The organism is Bacillus sp. TH19 (genome assembly GCF_016651075.1).
Lineage (GTDB): Bacteria > Bacillota > Bacilli > Bacillales > Bacillaceae_G > Bacillus_A > Bacillus_A mycoides.
On record NZ_JAEKEO010000007.1, the window covers coordinates 1925233 to 1941774 of the forward strand.

At 35.9% G+C, this 16542-nt stretch carries 16 protein-coding genes; 15 read left to right on the forward strand and 1 reads right to left on the reverse strand.

Annotated elements, in window-relative coordinates:
* Positions 1-82: 82 nt before the first annotated feature.
* The 14 genes from phnC (at position 83) to JFU54_RS13835 (ending at position 15466) form a co-directional block, all read left to right on the forward strand.
* On the forward strand, positions 83-856 hold the full coding sequence (phnC, locus tag JFU54_RS13770) for a phosphonate ABC transporter ATP-binding protein (protein WP_002033479.1): 774 nt from the start codon (positions 83-85) through the stop codon (positions 854-856).
* Positions 853-1647: a phosphonate ABC transporter, permease protein PhnE gene (gene phnE, locus JFU54_RS13775; RefSeq protein WP_002087885.1), complete on the forward strand. Its 795-nt coding sequence runs from the start codon at positions 853-855 to the stop codon at positions 1645-1647. Before phnC ends, phnE (JFU54_RS13775) begins: the two co-directional genes overlap by 4 nt.
* Positions 1647-2450: a phosphonate ABC transporter, permease protein PhnE gene (phnE, locus tag JFU54_RS13780; protein WP_002066554.1), complete on the forward strand. Its 804-nt coding sequence runs from the start codon at positions 1647-1649 to the stop codon at positions 2448-2450. The genes phnE (JFU54_RS13775) and phnE (JFU54_RS13780) overlap by 1 nt, the downstream gene beginning before the upstream one ends.
* 301 nt (positions 2451-2751) lie before the next feature.
* Positions 2752-4752 carry a transketolase gene (tkt, locus tag JFU54_RS13785; RefSeq protein WP_002033482.1) on the forward strand — a complete coding sequence of 667 codons (2001 nt, stop codon included), beginning with the start codon at positions 2752-2754 and terminating at the stop codon, positions 4750-4752.
* A gap of 156 nt (positions 4753-4908) precedes the next feature.
* A complete protein-coding gene (sirA, locus tag JFU54_RS13790) occupies positions 4909-5349 on the forward strand; it encodes a sporulation inhibitor of replication protein SirA (RefSeq protein ID WP_002014415.1) in 441 nt (146 codons plus the stop codon).
* A 78-nt stretch (positions 5350-5427) separates the two neighbouring features.
* The gene (locus tag JFU54_RS13795) at positions 5428-5649 is read left to right on the forward strand and encodes a YneF family protein (RefSeq protein ID WP_001132292.1); all 222 of its coding nucleotides are present in this window, start codon (positions 5428-5430) and stop codon (positions 5647-5649) included.
* Between the two features lie 124 nt (positions 5650-5773).
* Entirely contained in the window at positions 5774-7525 is a 1752-nt protein-coding gene (locus JFU54_RS13800) for an ABC transporter transmembrane domain-containing protein (protein ID WP_201064776.1), read from the forward strand.
* Positions 7525-9288, forward strand: a complete 1764-nt coding sequence (locus JFU54_RS13805; RefSeq protein WP_201064777.1) for an ABC transporter ATP-binding protein — start codon at positions 7525-7527, stop codon at positions 9286-9288. The genes JFU54_RS13800 and JFU54_RS13805 overlap by 1 nt, the downstream gene beginning before the upstream one ends.
* Positions 9289-9427: 139 nt before the next feature.
* Positions 9428-10474: a GH25 family lysozyme gene (locus tag JFU54_RS13810; protein ID WP_201064778.1), complete on the forward strand. Its 1047-nt coding sequence runs from the start codon at positions 9428-9430 to the stop codon at positions 10472-10474.
* A 139-nt stretch (positions 10475-10613) separates the two neighbouring features.
* Positions 10614-11648 (forward strand): nuclease-related domain-containing protein, encoded by a 1035-nt coding sequence (locus JFU54_RS13815; RefSeq protein WP_113769569.1) that lies wholly within the window; start codon positions 10614-10616, stop codon positions 11646-11648.
* Positions 11649-11772: 124 nt separating this feature from the next.
* Positions 11773-12342 (forward strand): hypothetical protein, encoded by a 570-nt coding sequence (locus JFU54_RS13820; protein ID WP_201064779.1) that lies wholly within the window; start codon positions 11773-11775, stop codon positions 12340-12342.
* Between the two features lie 220 nt (positions 12343-12562).
* Positions 12563-14290 (forward strand): S-layer homology domain-containing protein, encoded by a 1728-nt coding sequence (locus tag JFU54_RS13825; RefSeq protein ID WP_002142754.1) that lies wholly within the window; start codon positions 12563-12565, stop codon positions 14288-14290.
* A gap of 165 nt (positions 14291-14455) precedes the next feature.
* Entirely contained in the window at positions 14456-14602 is a 147-nt protein-coding gene (locus tag JFU54_RS13830) for a BC1881 family protein (protein WP_002033491.1), read from the forward strand.
* A gap of 108 nt (positions 14603-14710) precedes the next feature.
* A complete protein-coding gene (locus JFU54_RS13835) occupies positions 14711-15466 on the forward strand; it encodes a sulfite exporter TauE/SafE family protein (protein WP_201064781.1) in 756 nt (251 codons plus the stop codon).
* A gap of 309 nt (positions 15467-15775) precedes the next feature.
* On the opposite strand, the gene JFU54_RS13840 is transcribed toward JFU54_RS13835, so the two are convergent.
* A complete protein-coding gene (locus JFU54_RS13840; RefSeq protein WP_002137765.1) occupies positions 15776-15976 on the reverse strand; it encodes a DUF3903 domain-containing protein in 201 nt (66 codons plus the stop codon).
* A 143-nt stretch (positions 15977-16119) separates the two neighbouring features.
* Here JFU54_RS13840 and JFU54_RS13845 point away from each other — a divergent pair, with 143 nt between their 5' ends.
* Positions 16120-16533 carry an NUDIX hydrolase gene (locus tag JFU54_RS13845; RefSeq protein ID WP_002142750.1) on the forward strand — a complete coding sequence of 138 codons (414 nt, stop codon included), beginning with the start codon at positions 16120-16122 and terminating at the stop codon, positions 16531-16533.
* Positions 16534-16542: the final 9 nt, after the last annotated feature.

The following is a 16542-nucleotide window of genomic DNA, read 5'->3' on the forward strand; positions in this document are numbered from 1 at the left end:
GGCGACTAACTGGAAAGTGTGTGATTTCAGTTAGTTTGCCGTTTTTCAGTTATTGATAATACATAGAAGGTAGGTAAGATGTGTGATAGAGTTTCGAAATGTTTCCAAAGTGTATCCGAATGGTACAAAAGGATTGAATAATATAAACTTGAAAATTCAAAAAGGTGAGTTTGTTGTAATGGTTGGGCTATCCGGGGCTGGAAAATCTACACTTCTCAGATCGGTAAATCGCCTTCATGAGATTACAGAAGGAGAAATCATTATTGAAGGGGAGTCTATTACTGCTGCAAAAGGAAAAGGATTACGACGCATGCGCCGAGATATTGGTATGATTTTTCAAAGCTTTAACCTTGTGAAGCGATCAACGGTACTGAAGAATGTATTAGCTGGGCGGGTTGGATATCATTCTACATTGCGTACAACGTTAGGTCTGTTTCCGAAAGAGGACGTGGAGCTTGCATTCCAGGCGCTGAATAGAGTGAATATCTCAGAAAAAGCATATGCACGAGCTGATGAATTATCAGGGGGACAACAGCAACGTGTATCAATTGCTAGAGCATTGGCACAAGAAGCGAAAATCATATTGGCAGATGAGCCTGTTGCTTCGTTAGATCCTCTGACAACAAAGCAAGTAATGGATGATTTGAAGAAAATTAATGAAGATTTTGGAATTACGACAATTGTAAACTTACATTCTATTGATTTAGCGAGGCAATATGCTACTCGTATTATTGGATTACATGCTGGTGAAATTGTTTTTGATGGATTAGTAGAAGAGGCAACGGATGAAAAATTCGCTGAAATTTATGGGGACGTAGCTCAGAAAAGCGCATTATTAGAGGTGGCAGCTAAATGAATGAAGTGACGATATATTCGAAATCGATACCGAAGCCGCCGAGTAAATTGAAACATATGTTAACGGTTATTTTAGTTATTTTACTGTTGTGGGGTAGTAGTGTACAGGTCGACGCATCATTTTCAAAACTAGTAGTTGGTTTTCCAAATATGATGGATTTATTGAAGGAAATGGTGCCACCAGATTGGAGTTATTTTCAAATTATTACAACAGCAATGTTAGATACAATACGTATGGCGATTATTGGAACGACTTTAGGGGCGATTTTAGCCATTCCACTTGCACTATTTGCGGCAAGTAATGTATTTACTAGTGTATTTTTGTACAGTCCAGCTCGATTGATTTTAAATTTTATACGAACAATACCAGATTTATTATTAGCGGCTATTTTTGTAGCGATTTTTGGAATAGGACCACTTCCAGGTATTTTGGCTCTTACTTGTTTCTCCGTTGGACTCGTAGCGAAATTATTGTATGAGTCAATTGAATCAATTGATCCAGGTCCATTAGAAGCGATGACAGCTGTAGGAGCGAATAAGGTGCAATGGATAGTTTATGGGGTCATTCCGCAAGTGAAAGCGCACTTCGTCTCCTATGTACTTTATACATTTGAGGTGAATGTACGTGCAGCAGCTGTTCTAGGTTTAGTAGGAGCAGGTGGGATTGGATTATATTATGATCGCACACTTGGATTTTTACAATATCAACAAACTGCTTCTATTATTATTTATACCCTTGTTGTTGTATTGCTAATTGATTATATAAGTACAGTGTTGCGGGGGAAATTATAATGAGTAAAACGACAATAATCGTACCAAAACCGAAGAAACCGAGTATATATCGCTGGATTATTTTTATAGCACTTACAGTTATATATGTATGGGCCTTTTCAGGAGTCCCGCTAGAGGGAATAAAGAATACGGCGGGAGAAATTACAAAAGCAATTATGACAGGCGTATTGAACCCAGATTGGTCGTATGTATCTTTGCCAGATGGTGAAGATTTATTACACGGTTTAATTGATACGTTGGCAATTGCGATATTAGGTACATTTATTTCTGCTTTTTTATCTGTTCCATTTGCTTTTTGGGCGGCAACGAATATGAGTAGTGGAAAATTAACTTCAGGAACTGGGAAATTTGTACTTAGTTTTGTTCGTACATTTCCTGAATTAGTTATGGCTCTTTTATTTATAAAAGCTGTTGGTCCAGGCTCTTTTGCCGGAGTTCTAGCTTTAGGGTTACACTCTATCGGAATGTTAGGGAAACTATATTCGGAAGGAATTGAAAATATAGATAAGGGACCGACGGAAGCGTTAATAGCAACGGGTGCAAATCGGTTTCAAATACTTTGGTATGCCGTATTACCACAAGTGTTACCGGATTTTCTATCGTATACGTTATACAGGTTTGAAATTAATGTACGATCCGCTGCGATTTTAGGTGTTATTGGAGCAGGTGGTATTGGTACGCCATTAATTTTTGCACTTAGTTCACGTAATTGGTCTCGTGTGGGAATTATTTTATTAGGTATCATTTTAATGGTAATTATAATTGATTTTATTTCAAGTTCTATTCGTAAGCGGATTATTTAATTTGTTTTAAAAGCATCTAATTCAGATGCTTTTTTGTATTTTTAAAGGTTATCAAAAAGGAGATATATCAGAAATTAGTATATTTGTATAAATATACAGATAATTATATTTATTTTTAAAATAAAAACAATTAAAAAGTATGTCATATTGAATGCCCATACATTCCCTAAATCAATGTGTTTTTTATGGAAAATCAAAAAAACATCAACATATTTGTCGATACATGTTGTATAATCTTGCGTGGGAAGCTATCATATAAATGTATAAAACGTTTACTAACATACGCGAAGGGAAGAATAGCATGTCACATTCAATCGAACAACTTTCTATCAACACGATTCGCACATTATCCATTGATGCGATTGAAAAAGCAAACTCTGGTCACCCAGGAATGCCAATGGGTGCAGCACCAATGGCTTATACATTATGGACTCAATTTATGAAACACAATCCAAATAACCCAACGTGGTTTAACCGCGATCGTTTCGTATTATCTGCAGGTCATGGCTCAATGTTACTATACAGTCTACTTCATCTATCTGGTTATGACTTAACAATGGATGATTTAAAGAACTTCCGTCAATGGGGAAGCAAAACTCCAGGACATCCTGAGTATGGTCACACAGCAGGTGTAGACTCAACAACTGGTCCACTTGGACAAGGTATTGCAACTGCTGTAGGTATGGCAATGGCTGAAAGACATTTAGCGGCTAAATACAACCGTGATGCGTATAATGTAGTAGATCATCATACATACGCTATTTGTGGTGATGGAGATTTAATGGAAGGCGTTTCTGCTGAAGCATCTTCATTAGCTGCTCATTTACAATTAGGTCGTCTTGTTGTACTTTACGATTCAAACGATATTTCATTAGATGGCGATTTAAATCGTTCATTCTCTGAAAGTGTAGAAGATCGTTACAAAGCATACGGATGGCAAGTAATCCGTGTTGAGGATGGAAATGATATTGAAGCAATCGCAAAAGCAATTGAAGAAGCGAAAGCTGACGAAAAACGCCCAACGCTAATTGAAGTAAGAACGACAATTGGTTTCGGTTCTCCAAACAAATCAGGAAAATCAGCTTCACATGGTTCTCCACTTGGTGTAGACGAAACAAAATTAACGAAAGAAGCATACGCTTGGACTGCTGAACAAGACTTCCATGTAGCAGAAGAAGTATATGACAACTTCCGTAAAACAGTACAAGATGTTGGTGAAACGACACAAGCTGCGTGGAACACGATGCTCGGTGAATATGCACAAGCATATCCAGAATTAGCAAACGAACTGCAAGCAGCAATGAACGGTCTTCTTCCAGAAGGTTGGGAACAAAGCTTACCAACTTATGAATTAGGATCAAAAGCAGCAACACGTAATTCTTCAGGTGCTGTAATTAATGCAATTGCAGAGTCTGTACCATCATTCTTCGGTGGATCTGCTGACCTTGCTGGTTCTAACAAAACATACATGAATAACGAAAAAGACTTTACAAGAGCTGATTACAGCGGAAAAAACATTTGGTACGGTGTACGTGAGTTCGCAATGGGTGCAGCAATGAACGGTATCGCACTTCATGGCGGTTTAAAAACTTACGGTGGTACGTTCTTCGTATTCTCTGACTACTTACGTCCAGCAATTCGTCTTGCAGCATTAATGCAATTGCCTGTAACGTATGTATTTACACATGACAGTATTGCTGTTGGTGAAGATGGTCCAACACATGAACCAGTTGAGCAATTAGCAGCGCTTCGTGCAATGCCAAATGTATCTGTTATTCGTCCAGCAGACGGTAACGAATCAGTTGCAGCTTGGAGACTAGCTCTAGAATCTACAAAAACACCAACTGCATTAGTGTTAACTCGTCAAGATCTTCCAACATTAGAAGGTGCAAAAGACGATACTTATGAAAAAGTAGCAAAAGGTGCATATGTAGTTTCTGCAAGCAAGAAAGAAACTGCTGATGTAATCTTAATTGCAACTGGATCTGAAGTAAGCTTAGCAATCGAAGCGCAAAAAGCTCTAGCAGCAGACGGCGTTGATGCAGCTGTTGTTAGCATGCCATCTATGGATCGCTTCGAAGCTCAAACTGCTGAGTACAAAGAATCTGTACTACCAAAAGCAGTAACGAAACGTTTCGCAATTGAAATGGGTGCTACATTCGGATGGCACCGTTACGTAGGCCTTGATGGAGATGTACTAGGTATCGACACATTCGGTGCTTCTGCTCCTGGTGAGAAGATTATGGAAGAGTATGGATTTACTGTAGAGAACGTTGTTCGTAAAGTAAAAGAAATGCTTTAATGATTTTAGAAAAATCTCTCCAGCATGGGGAGATTTTTCTATGTAATTGAGTTTTTTCGACAGGAAAAGTTTTTTCTCTCTCCGTAGTCAGACAATCATTGCAAATCTTCTCTTATATAATGTAGGGAAAAGGTTGTCCAGATCGGGAGGGGAAAAATGAAAACGTATGAATTGTATTTAATTCAAGAGGATATTGCGAAAGCTTACTTTGGTCGTGAATATTTGTTTTTTGATTTATTTGCTCGATTTTCAGAATCTGGGTTCCTTTCGGAGAAGAAAGTATTATATAAACAAATGACGTATATTACGATGCCGTTACAAGTAATGAAAATTCATCATAAATTAGAACAAGCTTTGCGTGTTCTTGGTAAATATGAAAGAACAAATCATACTCATACGCTTTATACAGGAGCCGAATACGGAGAAATAATGGTGAAACCACAATATATTCGAATAAATACTTCTGGAAATGTATCCATGGAAACAACTTTCTTTGAGGTGCTTAGAAAGTGTGAGTTAACATTTTTAGCGATGGATTATGAAAATAAAAAGTACGGTTGGTTAAATCCTCTCAAACAAGTACGAACATATGTGTAAAAAATGTCGAATAGTATCTTGTCTTATTGAAAAGGTTTTAGTACACTGTAAGGTAGACAACATGAAGGAGGAAAAGATATGCCAATGTGGTTAGGTATTCTAGTGGGCGTAGTAGCACTAGTAGCAGGCGTGGCGTTAGGATTTTTCATTGCCCGCAAATACATGATGAATTACTTACAAAAAAATCCACCAATTAACGAACAAATGTTAAAAATGATGATGATGCAAATGGGACAAAAACCTTCCCAAAAGAAAATCAATCAAATGATGAGCGCGATGAACAAGCAACAAACAAAATAAGCGCAAAAGGGCACTCTTACCGAGTGCCTTTTTCTTTTGGTTATAAAACATATTTAAAACTTTTAAATATTCTGTATTTTTGTTACACTGAAAACATCGCTCATTTTAAGGGAGGAGGATAAATATGAAAGTGTTTTTTAATTTAGCTTGGTTTTTTAAGCAAGAAAAACGAGCGTACATAATCGGAATTATTATGTTATTTGGTGTCGCGCTTCTTGAACTTGTAGCGCCAAGAGTACTAGGGATTGTAGTAGATGAAATTAATAGTGGAACATTAACGTCTGAAAAATTGTTGAACTGGGTTATTCTATTAGTAGTTGTAGGAATTATGATGTATATATTACGTTATTTATGGCGTATTATGATTTTTGGATCTTCTTTAAAACTAGCTCGTCAACTGCGAAAGAATCTATATGAACATTTTACTAAGATGAGCCCATCCTTTTATCAATCACGTCGCACAGGCGATTTGATGGCACATGCGACAAATGATATTCAGGCGATTCAGCAAACTGCGGGGGCAGGTGTTTTAACACTCGTTGATTCATTAGCTGTTGGAGGATGTGTACTCGTAGCGATGGGATTTACAATTAGTTGGAAGTTAACGTTATTAAGTTTAATTCCGATGCCAATTGTAGCTATTTCTACAAATTATTATGGAACTTTATTGCATAGAAGATTTCATAAGGCACAGCAATCGTTTTCTGAAATCAATGATAAAGTACAAGAAAGTATGAGTGGGATGAAGGTAATTCGCTCACTTGGACAAGAGAAAGAGGATTTACAAGCGTTTCGGAAAAAATCTGAAGATGTCGTACATAAAAATATGCTAGTTGCACGTATTGACTCGTTATTCGATCCAACGATTTCCCTAATTGTCGGATTTTCATTTTTGATCGCAATTTGTTACGGATCATTATTAGTCGTACGAGGTGAATTAACTGTAGGGGAATTAGTAACATTTACAACGTACTTAGGGACACTTGTATGGCCAATGTTAGCTTTTGGATGGCTATTTAATATTATGGAGCGTGGACGTGCTTCGTATGATCGTGTGGAGAAAATATTTTCACAAACTTCAGATGTAGTGAATAAGGAAAATGCTATACATGCTATAGCAAGTGGTGATGTTTCGTTTGCTGTTGATTCGTTTTCTTATAAAAAGAATGAACTATTAAACTTAAAAGATATTTACTTTAACTTAAGAAAAGGTGAAACGTTAGGAGTTGTAGGGCGTACCGGTGCAGGGAAGACGACGTTATTAAAATGTTTAATTCGAGAGTATGATCATTTTAATGGTGAATTAAAAGTTGGGGAGCGGGATATTCGAGATTTAACACTTCAAGGTGTGCGTTCTGCAATTTCATATGTACCGCAAGATCACTTTTTATTTTCAGCGAGTATTGGGGAGAACATTGCTTTTGGAAAGGCCGATGCTACATATAAAGAAATTAGCCGAGCTGCTGATATTGCTTGTATTCATAATGATATATTTCAATTTCCAGAAGGGTATGACACTGTAGTAGGTGAAAGGGGCGTTTCACTATCAGGAGGTCAAAAACAGAGAATCTCTATTGCGCGTGCATTATTAACAAATGCTGAAATTTTAATATTAGATGATTGTTTATCAGCCGTAGATGCAAAAACAGAAGAAACTATTTTAACTGCATTGAAACGAGAAAGGGCAGAGAAAACGACGATTATTACTGCCCATCGTTTAAGTGCTATTCAGCATGCAAATCTTATTCTTGTTATTGATGAAGGTAGGGTTATGCAGCGGGGGACACATGAGCAATTAATGAAAGAAAATGGTTGGTATAAAGAAATGTACGAAAGCCAGCAGTTAGAGGCATTAGTAGAGAAAGGAGGCGTATGATGGCTGAGAAAAAACGGAGTGATTTAAGAAGGTTGCTTTCTTATATGAGGCCCTATAAAGGGTTATTGGCGTTAGCATTTTTATTTCTAGTTGGTGCAACTGTAACTGAAATGATGGGTCCTTTTTTAATTAAGCAATTTCTTGATGAACACTTAGTGCCAGGTAACTTTGAACAATCAGCACTTGTAACCCTATTTGTAGTGTATATTATTGCTCATTTATTAATAGTATTATTTACTTATTTAGACTTATTGTACTTTCAAAATATCGCTTTTAAGATTGTCCAAGATATGCGAGTTGAAGTGTATGAACATGTTCAAAAATTGTCATTAAGCTTCTTTGATCGTACGCCGATTGGTACGCTCGTATCTCGCATAACGAATGATACAGAAGCGATTAAGGATTTTTATGTTAGTGTACTATCAACATTCGTGAAAAATGTAGTCTTTTTAGTAGGGATTTTAGTAGCGATGTTTTTATTAGATGTAAAATTAGCGCTATTTTCGCTCATATTAATTCCGGTAATGTTTGCAATTATGGTGTTGTATCAACGGAAAAGTGCAGCTTTTTATTTAGAGGTACGTAATCAGCTGAGTATATTAAATGCAAAGTTAAATGAGTCCATTCAAGGTATGAATATTGTTCAGGTGTTCCGGCAAGAAAAGCGGATGAGAAAAGAATTTGAAGAAGTGAACAATAAACATTTTAGTGCTGGACGTCGTACTTTGAAATTAGATGCATTACTTTTACGTCCAGCAACAGATCTTGTTCATATTGTGGCAATTGCGTTAGTACTTGGTTTATTCGGAATCGATGCTTTAAAGAGTCCTGTTGAAGTAGGGGTTTTATATGCTTTCGTTAACTATATTCATCGTTTCTTCCAGCCGGTAAATGAGATGATGATGAAACTATCTTTCTTTCAGCAAGCGCTTGTTTCATCATCGCGTGTATTTCATTTAATGGATGATAAAGATTTAGCTCCTGTTCAAATGGGGAGTGAACAGCCACGAGTAGCTAACGGGGAAATTCAGTTTAAAGATGTTACTTTTTCATATGATGGAAAGCGTGACGTTTTAAAAAATGTATCTTTTCACGTAAAGTCAGGGCAAACGGTTGCTTTCGTAGGGCATACTGGTAGCGGAAAGAGTACGATTATGAATTTATTAATGAGATTTTACAATATTAAATCAGGAAATATAGTAATAGATGGAGTAGATTTAGAGAAGTTCGAAGAACAAGAAATTCGAAAGAAAATTGGTCTTGTGCTGCAAGATGCATTTTTATTTGCTGGAAATGTAAAGCAAAATATTCGTATGTATAATGAAGAGATTACGGATGAAGAGATAGAGGAAGCGGCAAAGTTTGTGCAAGCGAATACGTTTATTGAAAAATTACCAGAGCAGTATGATACAGAAGTTGTCGAAAGAGGAGCTGCATTTTCTAGTGGTCAAAGGCAATTAATTGCTTTCGCTAGAACGATAGCAACCAATCCGAAAGTATTAGTGTTAGATGAAGCGACGGCAAATATTGATACAGAAACAGAGGAGGCTATCCAAACGGCATTGCAGCAAATGCGAAAAGGTAGAACAACGATAGCGATTGCGCACAGATTGTCTACAATCCAAGATGCGGATCAAATATTTGTTATGCATGAAGGGGAAATTGTAGAAAGTGGAACGCATCAAGAGTTACTTAGTAAACAAGGACTTTACTACAATATGTACTTGCTACAAAATAAAGGGAGTTTGCAACAGGCCTTGTAGAATTACAAGGTCTTTTTTCTATTCTCTCAGATATTAAAATGTAATAAAATTTTCGAAATATGTGAGAGGTTTGTCGTGTCCTTTAACTAGAGTTGTACATATTGTATATAGAATAACAAAATTTGATAGGAGCTTTTATATGCAAAATAGATCCAGTTCAAATATTACGTTTATTGATGTGTCTCATTGGGAAGGAAACATTAATTGGAATGCTGTGAAGTCATCTGGCATTCCAGCGGCGTACGCAAAAGCGACGGAAGGTGTGAACTATATTGACCCCACTTTCGTTCAAAATGTACAAGCTGCGAGAAATGCGAATGTATTAATTGGTGCATATCATTTTGCTCATCCAGAACAAAATGATGCAATTTCAGAAGCGAAATATTTTGTGAGTATATTACAGAGTAATCAGACGGACTTAATTCCTGTTTTAGATTTAGAATCGCCAACGGATACTAGCAATAGTAGTTTAACGGGTGCGACTATATCGAATTGGGCAAGAAGTTTCGTAAATTATGTGAAACAAGCTACTGGGAAAGATGTAATGTTATATACAGGAATTTGGTATATTAATGAATTTGGAATTAGCGGGTTAAGTGACATTCCACTTTGGATTTCCAAATATTCTAGTATACCGCCTGCTGATGCTGGTGGATGGACAGAGTGGACAGCTTGGCAGTACACAGATTCTGGGCAAATTTCAGGTGTAGGAAATTGTGACGTATCAGTAGCTGTTTCATTAGAAGCTTTACAAGGAAATGGAGCAAGTAGTGGAGGGAATGTTTCCACGCCTAATAATGCGACTCCAGTATACGGAGTTGCTGTAATTAATGGAGATAATGTGAATTTACGAAGTGGACCATCTTTACAGTCTAGTGTAATTCGCCAATTGAATCGTGGCGAATCATATGAAGTTTGGGGAGAACAAAATGGATGGCTCTGCTTAGGGACAAATCAGTGGGTATATAATGATTCAAGTTATATTCAGTATAAACATTATGTAGCAACTATTACTGGCGATAATGTGAATCTGCGAGATGCTCCATCATTAAACGGGAATGTTATAAGACAGTTACATCATGGTGAATCATATCGAGTATGGAGTAAGCAAGATGGATGGCTTTGCTTAGGGACAAATCAATGGGTATACTATAATTCAAGTTATATTCAGTATGGTGTACAATAAAGTGAATCTAAAAGGTATCTCGACTGAGGTGCCTTTTATGAAAAATATATAATTTTTACAAAGTATATATTGATAACATAGTATGATGTAATTGATATATGTTTAAAAATAATCGGAAATGAAATAAAGGAGTAATAATATGGAGTATGTGCTAATAGGTGGGGTTTTAATATTATTAGCTGTAGTGTTTGTACTGTTTTATAAAAATAAACAGTTAGAATCAGAGAGTCAGCAAGTAGAGTTTGAAAAGAAACAAGCGATTGAAACGTATGAAAATGAGATTGCAGCTACGATTACAGGGCATAAAGAACAACAGGATACTTTAAAGAATATGGAACAGAAAAAATATAATGATTTACAAGTGAATACAGCTAGAGAACTTGAAAATATGCGTATGATGAAAAATCAATTGGCTGTTCAACATAGTAAAGAACGTAGTGAAATGCAAGATAAGCATAGTAGTGAAATACATATGTTTCAAAATTTAATTGCGGATTTACGAGAATATACCAAAAATGGTGCTGAAATGAATGCGCATGAAACATTACATTATATGAAGCGAGGTTTCGTTGAGCAAGGAATAATACTAGAAGAAGAGTTTCATATTATACCGAACGTTTTTATGATACGCAATAAATATAGAGATAAACGTGACATAAATGATAATCGAATTCATCACCTTATCTTATGTAAAACTGGTATTTATCTACTTGAGACGAAAGAATGGACCGGGAAATTAATCCATGGCTTAACGAGAGAAAATGCGGGTATATATTCATTTATGATTGAGGAAATTGGTAAGTATCAACATGAAATTGAAAAAGAAGAGACATTTGAATTTATTACGGATGGAACTTCATTAACTTTGCAAGTAAGAAATGAAGGGAATCCAGCGTATAAAGCGAAAATGCTATCTCAAACTTTATATAATTGTTTGGAAGAAATGCAAGTAGATATTGTAAAGGAAAAAGTAAAACCAATTGTATATTTTGAAAATGAGAGTGGAAAAGAAGTTATTGATCTTTCTAATGAAGAATTGCCGAGATTTAAAGATAGAGAGCAAATTGTAACGTTTTTCAGAAATGAAGTTTTAACAAGTAAAGTAATATATACAGCACGAGAACTACAAAAGATTAGAGATATGATTGGCAAGATGAATTATGTTGCGAAGTGAAAAATAAAGTAAAACTTTAATTAGTGGGGGTTTATGGGCAACCCGACTTCTACCCTTTACAGCCGAATTTTGAGGTGGGAGTCTAACTGCCCGCAAATAGCGGGATAAAGTAGGTGTTATTTGGGTGGAGAAAGGTAAAAGCTCTATATTGTGGGGAATGTTGTACATTTATATTTGTTTGCATATATTAATGTACATTGCGTTTATTTTCGTTATTGATATGGTTCATGTGTCATTGAGTGTAATGAGTATTTTGGTGGTAGTAAGGCCTTTTATTTTATTAGTTATTATTCAAAAGTCTATTTTACATGTTTCGGCAAGACGTGATAAAGGTAAGAAACAACTGTTCACTATAATGATGGTAGGTCTCATTCCATTGCTAGTATGCACCGTACAATTAAGTATAAATAAATACACTTCAAATTTTAATCAGGATCGGTGGTTAAATTATGAAGAAAAACGAGTACATATGGTAGATGACCTATTACAGGAGCATAAATTGATAGGGAAATCAAACGAGGAAATTACAAAATTGTTAGGGGCCCCTACGAAAACAAGCAGTTTGGAAACGGGAATTACTACACTATACTATCTTGGGAATGAACGTGGTTTCATTCCTATAGATAGTGAATGTCTTGTTTTGCAATTTGATAAAGATGGTAGAGTTATAGAGTATAAGGTACAACGAGATTGAAATAGTGAGAGGAGAAGCTATATCTTTTATAGCTTCTTTTCTATATTCCAATATAGAAAAATTAGGCAAATAGTAGTCATTCCTATCTATACGAATGAGATAGAGTTTGTTATATTGTAAAGGGTTATTTAGTTTAGAAGTCTGCTAGATAGCCTTAAATATTTTAGATTAGGGAGGGAAGTTAACACGAATTAAGATATAAACGTGTTAAATAATTAGTATGAAAAAAGAATTTTATAATGTTTTAGCTGCATCAATTGTATTTAGTATGGTAACGATTCCGAGTTTTTCCTATGCAGACACAGTAGAAAAGACCGTAACAATTTCAACAGACGAGCAAGCATTAAAAAGTATTGAAAGCCATATGAAAGATGAAGATGGACGTGGAGAGAGCAAAGGAATAACAAATGAAGTACAAGGAGATTTTTTTGTACATATAATAGGTTCAGCATCTTTATTTGATTCTGCTGAGTTACAAAAAGCGACAGGTGTTCAGCTTTCTAATCAAGTAGTGAAAGCCGAAAAACAAAAAGGAAACGCTTACTATATACAAACAGAATCTGGAGCTGGGTGGATACAAAGTAGTGAAGGAAATGTAGAGGTTAAGGAAGTTTATCACTTGGCAAACGAAAAGTTAGTAATTAATGAAGAGACAGCTACATATTCCGCACCATTTAATTCATATAAAGACGAGAAAGTGTTACAACCGCAAACAATTATTGCAATTGGACAAGTTGGAGAGTGGTTCCAAGTCCAAATAGATAATGAGGTGAAATGGATTTATTCACCTTCAGCAAAATTTGAGGGTACAAAAGCATCTCTTATTCAAAGCACAACTCCAACTCGTACGAAACGTGCAGCGGTTATGTATACTGCACCAATAGAAGAGAAAACAGCGGATATTTACGGTGTACCATTAAAGGAAATGATTGTACCAACAGGTAATGAAAATATTCGTCCAGGTTATGCGATGAAACCAAAATACATTACAATTCATGAGACAGATAATTATAGTGTTGGAGCAAATGCTAGAAACCATGCACAATATTTATACAGTCAAGCAACAGGAACGACTGACCGTTCAGCATCTTGGCATTTTACAGTAGATGATAAAGAAATTTATCAACATCTACCATTAAATGAAAATGGTTGGCATGCTGGAGATGGATCAGAAGGAACCGGTAACAGAGAATCAATTGCAATTGAAATTGCTGTCAATCAAGATGGTGATTATAATAAAGCTGTGGAAAATGCTCGCAAACTAGCAGCCTATTTAATGGGGGAATTAAATATTCCTTTAGAAAATGTGAAAAAACATCAATTTTGGAGCGGAAAGAATTGTCCGGCCATTATGATAAGGAATAATGCGTGGGAGCCATTTTTACAGGGAACGAAAGCTTATTATGATGCGAATCATAAAGATGATATAACTGGCGGTTGGTATGAAGCAGATATTCGTGAATTAGATAAAAGAGGTATTATGGTTGGAGATGGAAAGGGTTCTTACTGGCCAGAACGTCTTGTAACACGTGGTGAATTTGCGAATTTAGTTTCAAGATCATTGCAATTACCAGAGGGGAAATCGAATTTCAAAGATTTAAGCACAGCTCATCCATCGCTAGTAGATGGTATTAATCGTGCAGCTAGTGCTGGGATTATAAGTGGACGAGGAAATGATATATTTGCTCCGAATGATACGATTAAACGTGATGAAGCTGTCATTATGATTGATCGTGCATTGCAATACAAAAATATTAAAGGTAACTTAGTTCCATTACCATTTACGGATCAAAATTTAGCGTATGATAAACAGGCGGTTCAACGTGTTTATGGGTTAGGTATCGTAAAAGGGAATGAGAATAATGAGTTTATGCCAAAAGGTTCTGCAACACGTGGGGAATCGGCAGCATTTATTAATAGAATGTTAAAAGTAATAGAGAGTAAATAATGGAAAGGCATTCGCTTTGGCGAGTGCTTTTTATTTTTCAATATGTTATAGAAAGGGGATGTGAATTTTGGCTGGAATAAGGAATGAAAGTGGAGGTGATGCATATATTTAGATGCATTGGGTAATTTTTTGTAATTTCGTATAAAATGAAAAGGAGGTAGGGCGGTGAAATCAATACCGACTGATGTCCTGAGTAAGGAATTGATGGAAAGAGAAGGGGTTATATCTATTACAGTGATGGAATTTGAAAAGATAGAAGTGGCCGGAGTAGTTGTTTCTGGTCCAGCTGTTATTTTGATTAATCAAGAGTAAGTACATATTATTAATATAGAAAAGTAGAAAGAGCATCCATTTAGGATGCTTTTTGTTTGTATAGAGGTGCGCATGTGATAGATAATTGGAATATTGGAGGGGGAATATGTGGCAATTATTATAACAATGCTATTAATGGGAGTTTTATTAGGGTTTGTCGGAGCAGGAGGAGCTGGATTTATCATCGCGATACTCACTTTAGTATTCCATATCCCTATTCACGTTGCTCTTGCAACATCTCTAACTGCCATGGCATTTACGACATTATCTGGGGTAGTAAGTCATTATAGAGAAGGGAATGTTGTATTTGTAATAGGCGGAATTGTTGGGGGATTTGGAGCGATTGGTTCCTTTATTGGTTCGAAGTTTGGTTCGCTAATACCAGCGAATCTTCTACATTGGTTTACAGCGGGAATGTTATTTTTATCTGCAATTTTTATGTTTATTCGGTTGATTATGTTTCAAAAAAGATCACAGTCGTCTTTAAAAGGGCATAAAGAACTTTCGAAAGATAACTTGATTAAATGTATATTCCTCGGATTGGTGACTGGAATTTTAGCAGGTGCATTTGGTATTGGCTCAGCACCTTTTATCCAACTCGGATTAATGGTTCTATTAGGTTTAACAATCCGTCAATCTGTAGGGACGACAATGCTCGCTATATTACCAGTCGCAATTGGAGGTGGGTTTGGATATAGTTCGGAAGGGTATTTAGATTATGTATTATTAGTACAAGTTTTAATGGGGACAATGTTAGGAGCATATATAGGAGCTAAGTTTACAAATTATGCACCTCGCATGCTTCTAAGGTTTTCGATGATTATGACACCAATATTAGCTGGATGTATGTTGTTAGTAGAGTAAAGAAAACTATTAATATATTTTACGAATGAATTATATAAGTAATTCATATTTCTCATATAAAAGGATTTGCTTTAATATAATGAGTATAAAGTTCGAGTATTCGAAGTATTACTTGAATTATATCCCTATCCCTTTTCTAAAAATGCGAACAAGTTTTGCCCTATTCTATTCAATAGTTTATTGTATAGAAATATATTGTTCGATGACCATTATGGAACGCACATAATGGGTAAATCCCGATCCTTAAAGAGGATGCCCCTAATCTTCATGTGAAAATATGATCGGATAAGAAAGCTGGCCAATTTATGGTCAGCTTTCTTTTTGTTCAATGAGTAAGTCTTCTTTAATTTCTGTTTGCAGTAATAAAGTTTTTCCGAAGCGACGTTTACATTCAGCTCGTACTTTTTGAATGGCTAGTAGCTGAGAAGTAGCAGGCACTGTGACAATGGCTTGCCGAGGTTTTCGGTTTTCTTCACAAAAAACACATTCCACAACATATTTAGAAATCATAATTTCACCCTTCCGGTTTGAATTTCTAAGAAGGGACTGCTCATGAAGTTGATGTAAACTTTCGGCATCTTTTTACTTATTTCCTCTTTTTTTTCAAAGGGGAAATAAAAAAGAAGGTGAATTTTAGTAGGGGAGGGATGTATATGGAGAGATGGATAGGTACGGCAGCTATTTGTATGAATGAAAGAAATGAAATTTTAATGGTATTGCAAGGAAAAGAAGGGGAAGAAAAAAGGTGGTCTGTCCCAAGTGGAGGACTTGAAAAGGGAGAAACACTAGAAGAATGTTGTATCAGGGAAGTTTGGGAGGAAACAGGCTACAATGTGGAGGTTGTAAATAAAATATACGAAAAAGAAGGTATTACATACGGGATTCCGGTGTATGTTCATTATTACTTTGTTAAAAAAATAGGCGGTAATATGAAAATCCAAGATCCGGATGAGTTAATACATGAGATTGATTGGAAAGGGATACATGAAGTTGGGAAATTATCGTTAGCTTTTCCGGAGGATTACGAGCTAATATACCGATATATAAATAAAAAAGCAAGTGTGTAAATACTTGCT

Coding starts and splice junctions, on each gene's coding strand:
- phnE (WP_002087885.1), top strand. CDS start 853: ATGAATGAAGTGACGATATATTCGAAATCGATACCGAAGCCGCCGAGT.
- phnE (WP_002066554.1), top strand. CDS start 1,647: ATGAGTAAAACGACAATAATCGTACCAAAACCGAAGAAACCGAGTATA.
- tkt (WP_002033482.1), top strand. CDS start 2,752: ATGTCACATTCAATCGAACAACTTTCTATCAACACGATTCGCACATTA.
- sirA (WP_002014415.1), top strand. CDS start 4,909: ATGAAAACGTATGAATTGTATTTAATTCAAGAGGATATTGCGAAAGCT.
- JFU54_RS13795 (WP_001132292.1), top strand. CDS start 5,428: ATGCCAATGTGGTTAGGTATTCTAGTGGGCGTAGTAGCACTAGTAGCA.
- JFU54_RS13800 (WP_201064776.1), top strand. CDS start 5,774: ATGAAAGTGTTTTTTAATTTAGCTTGGTTTTTTAAGCAAGAAAAACGA.
- JFU54_RS13805 (WP_201064777.1), top strand. CDS start 7,525: ATGGCTGAGAAAAAACGGAGTGATTTAAGAAGGTTGCTTTCTTATATG.
- JFU54_RS13810 (WP_201064778.1), top strand. CDS start 9,428: ATGCAAAATAGATCCAGTTCAAATATTACGTTTATTGATGTGTCTCAT.
- JFU54_RS13815 (WP_113769569.1), top strand. CDS start 10,614: ATGGAGTATGTGCTAATAGGTGGGGTTTTAATATTATTAGCTGTAGTG.
- JFU54_RS13825 (WP_002142754.1), top strand. CDS start 12,563: ATGAAAAAAGAATTTTATAATGTTTTAGCTGCATCAATTGTATTTAGT.
- JFU54_RS13840 (WP_002137765.1), bottom strand. CDS start 15,976: ATGATTTCTAAATATGTTGTGGAATGTGTTTTTTGTGAAGAAAACCGA.
- JFU54_RS13845 (WP_002142750.1), top strand. CDS start 16,120: ATGGAGAGATGGATAGGTACGGCAGCTATTTGTATGAATGAAAGAAAT.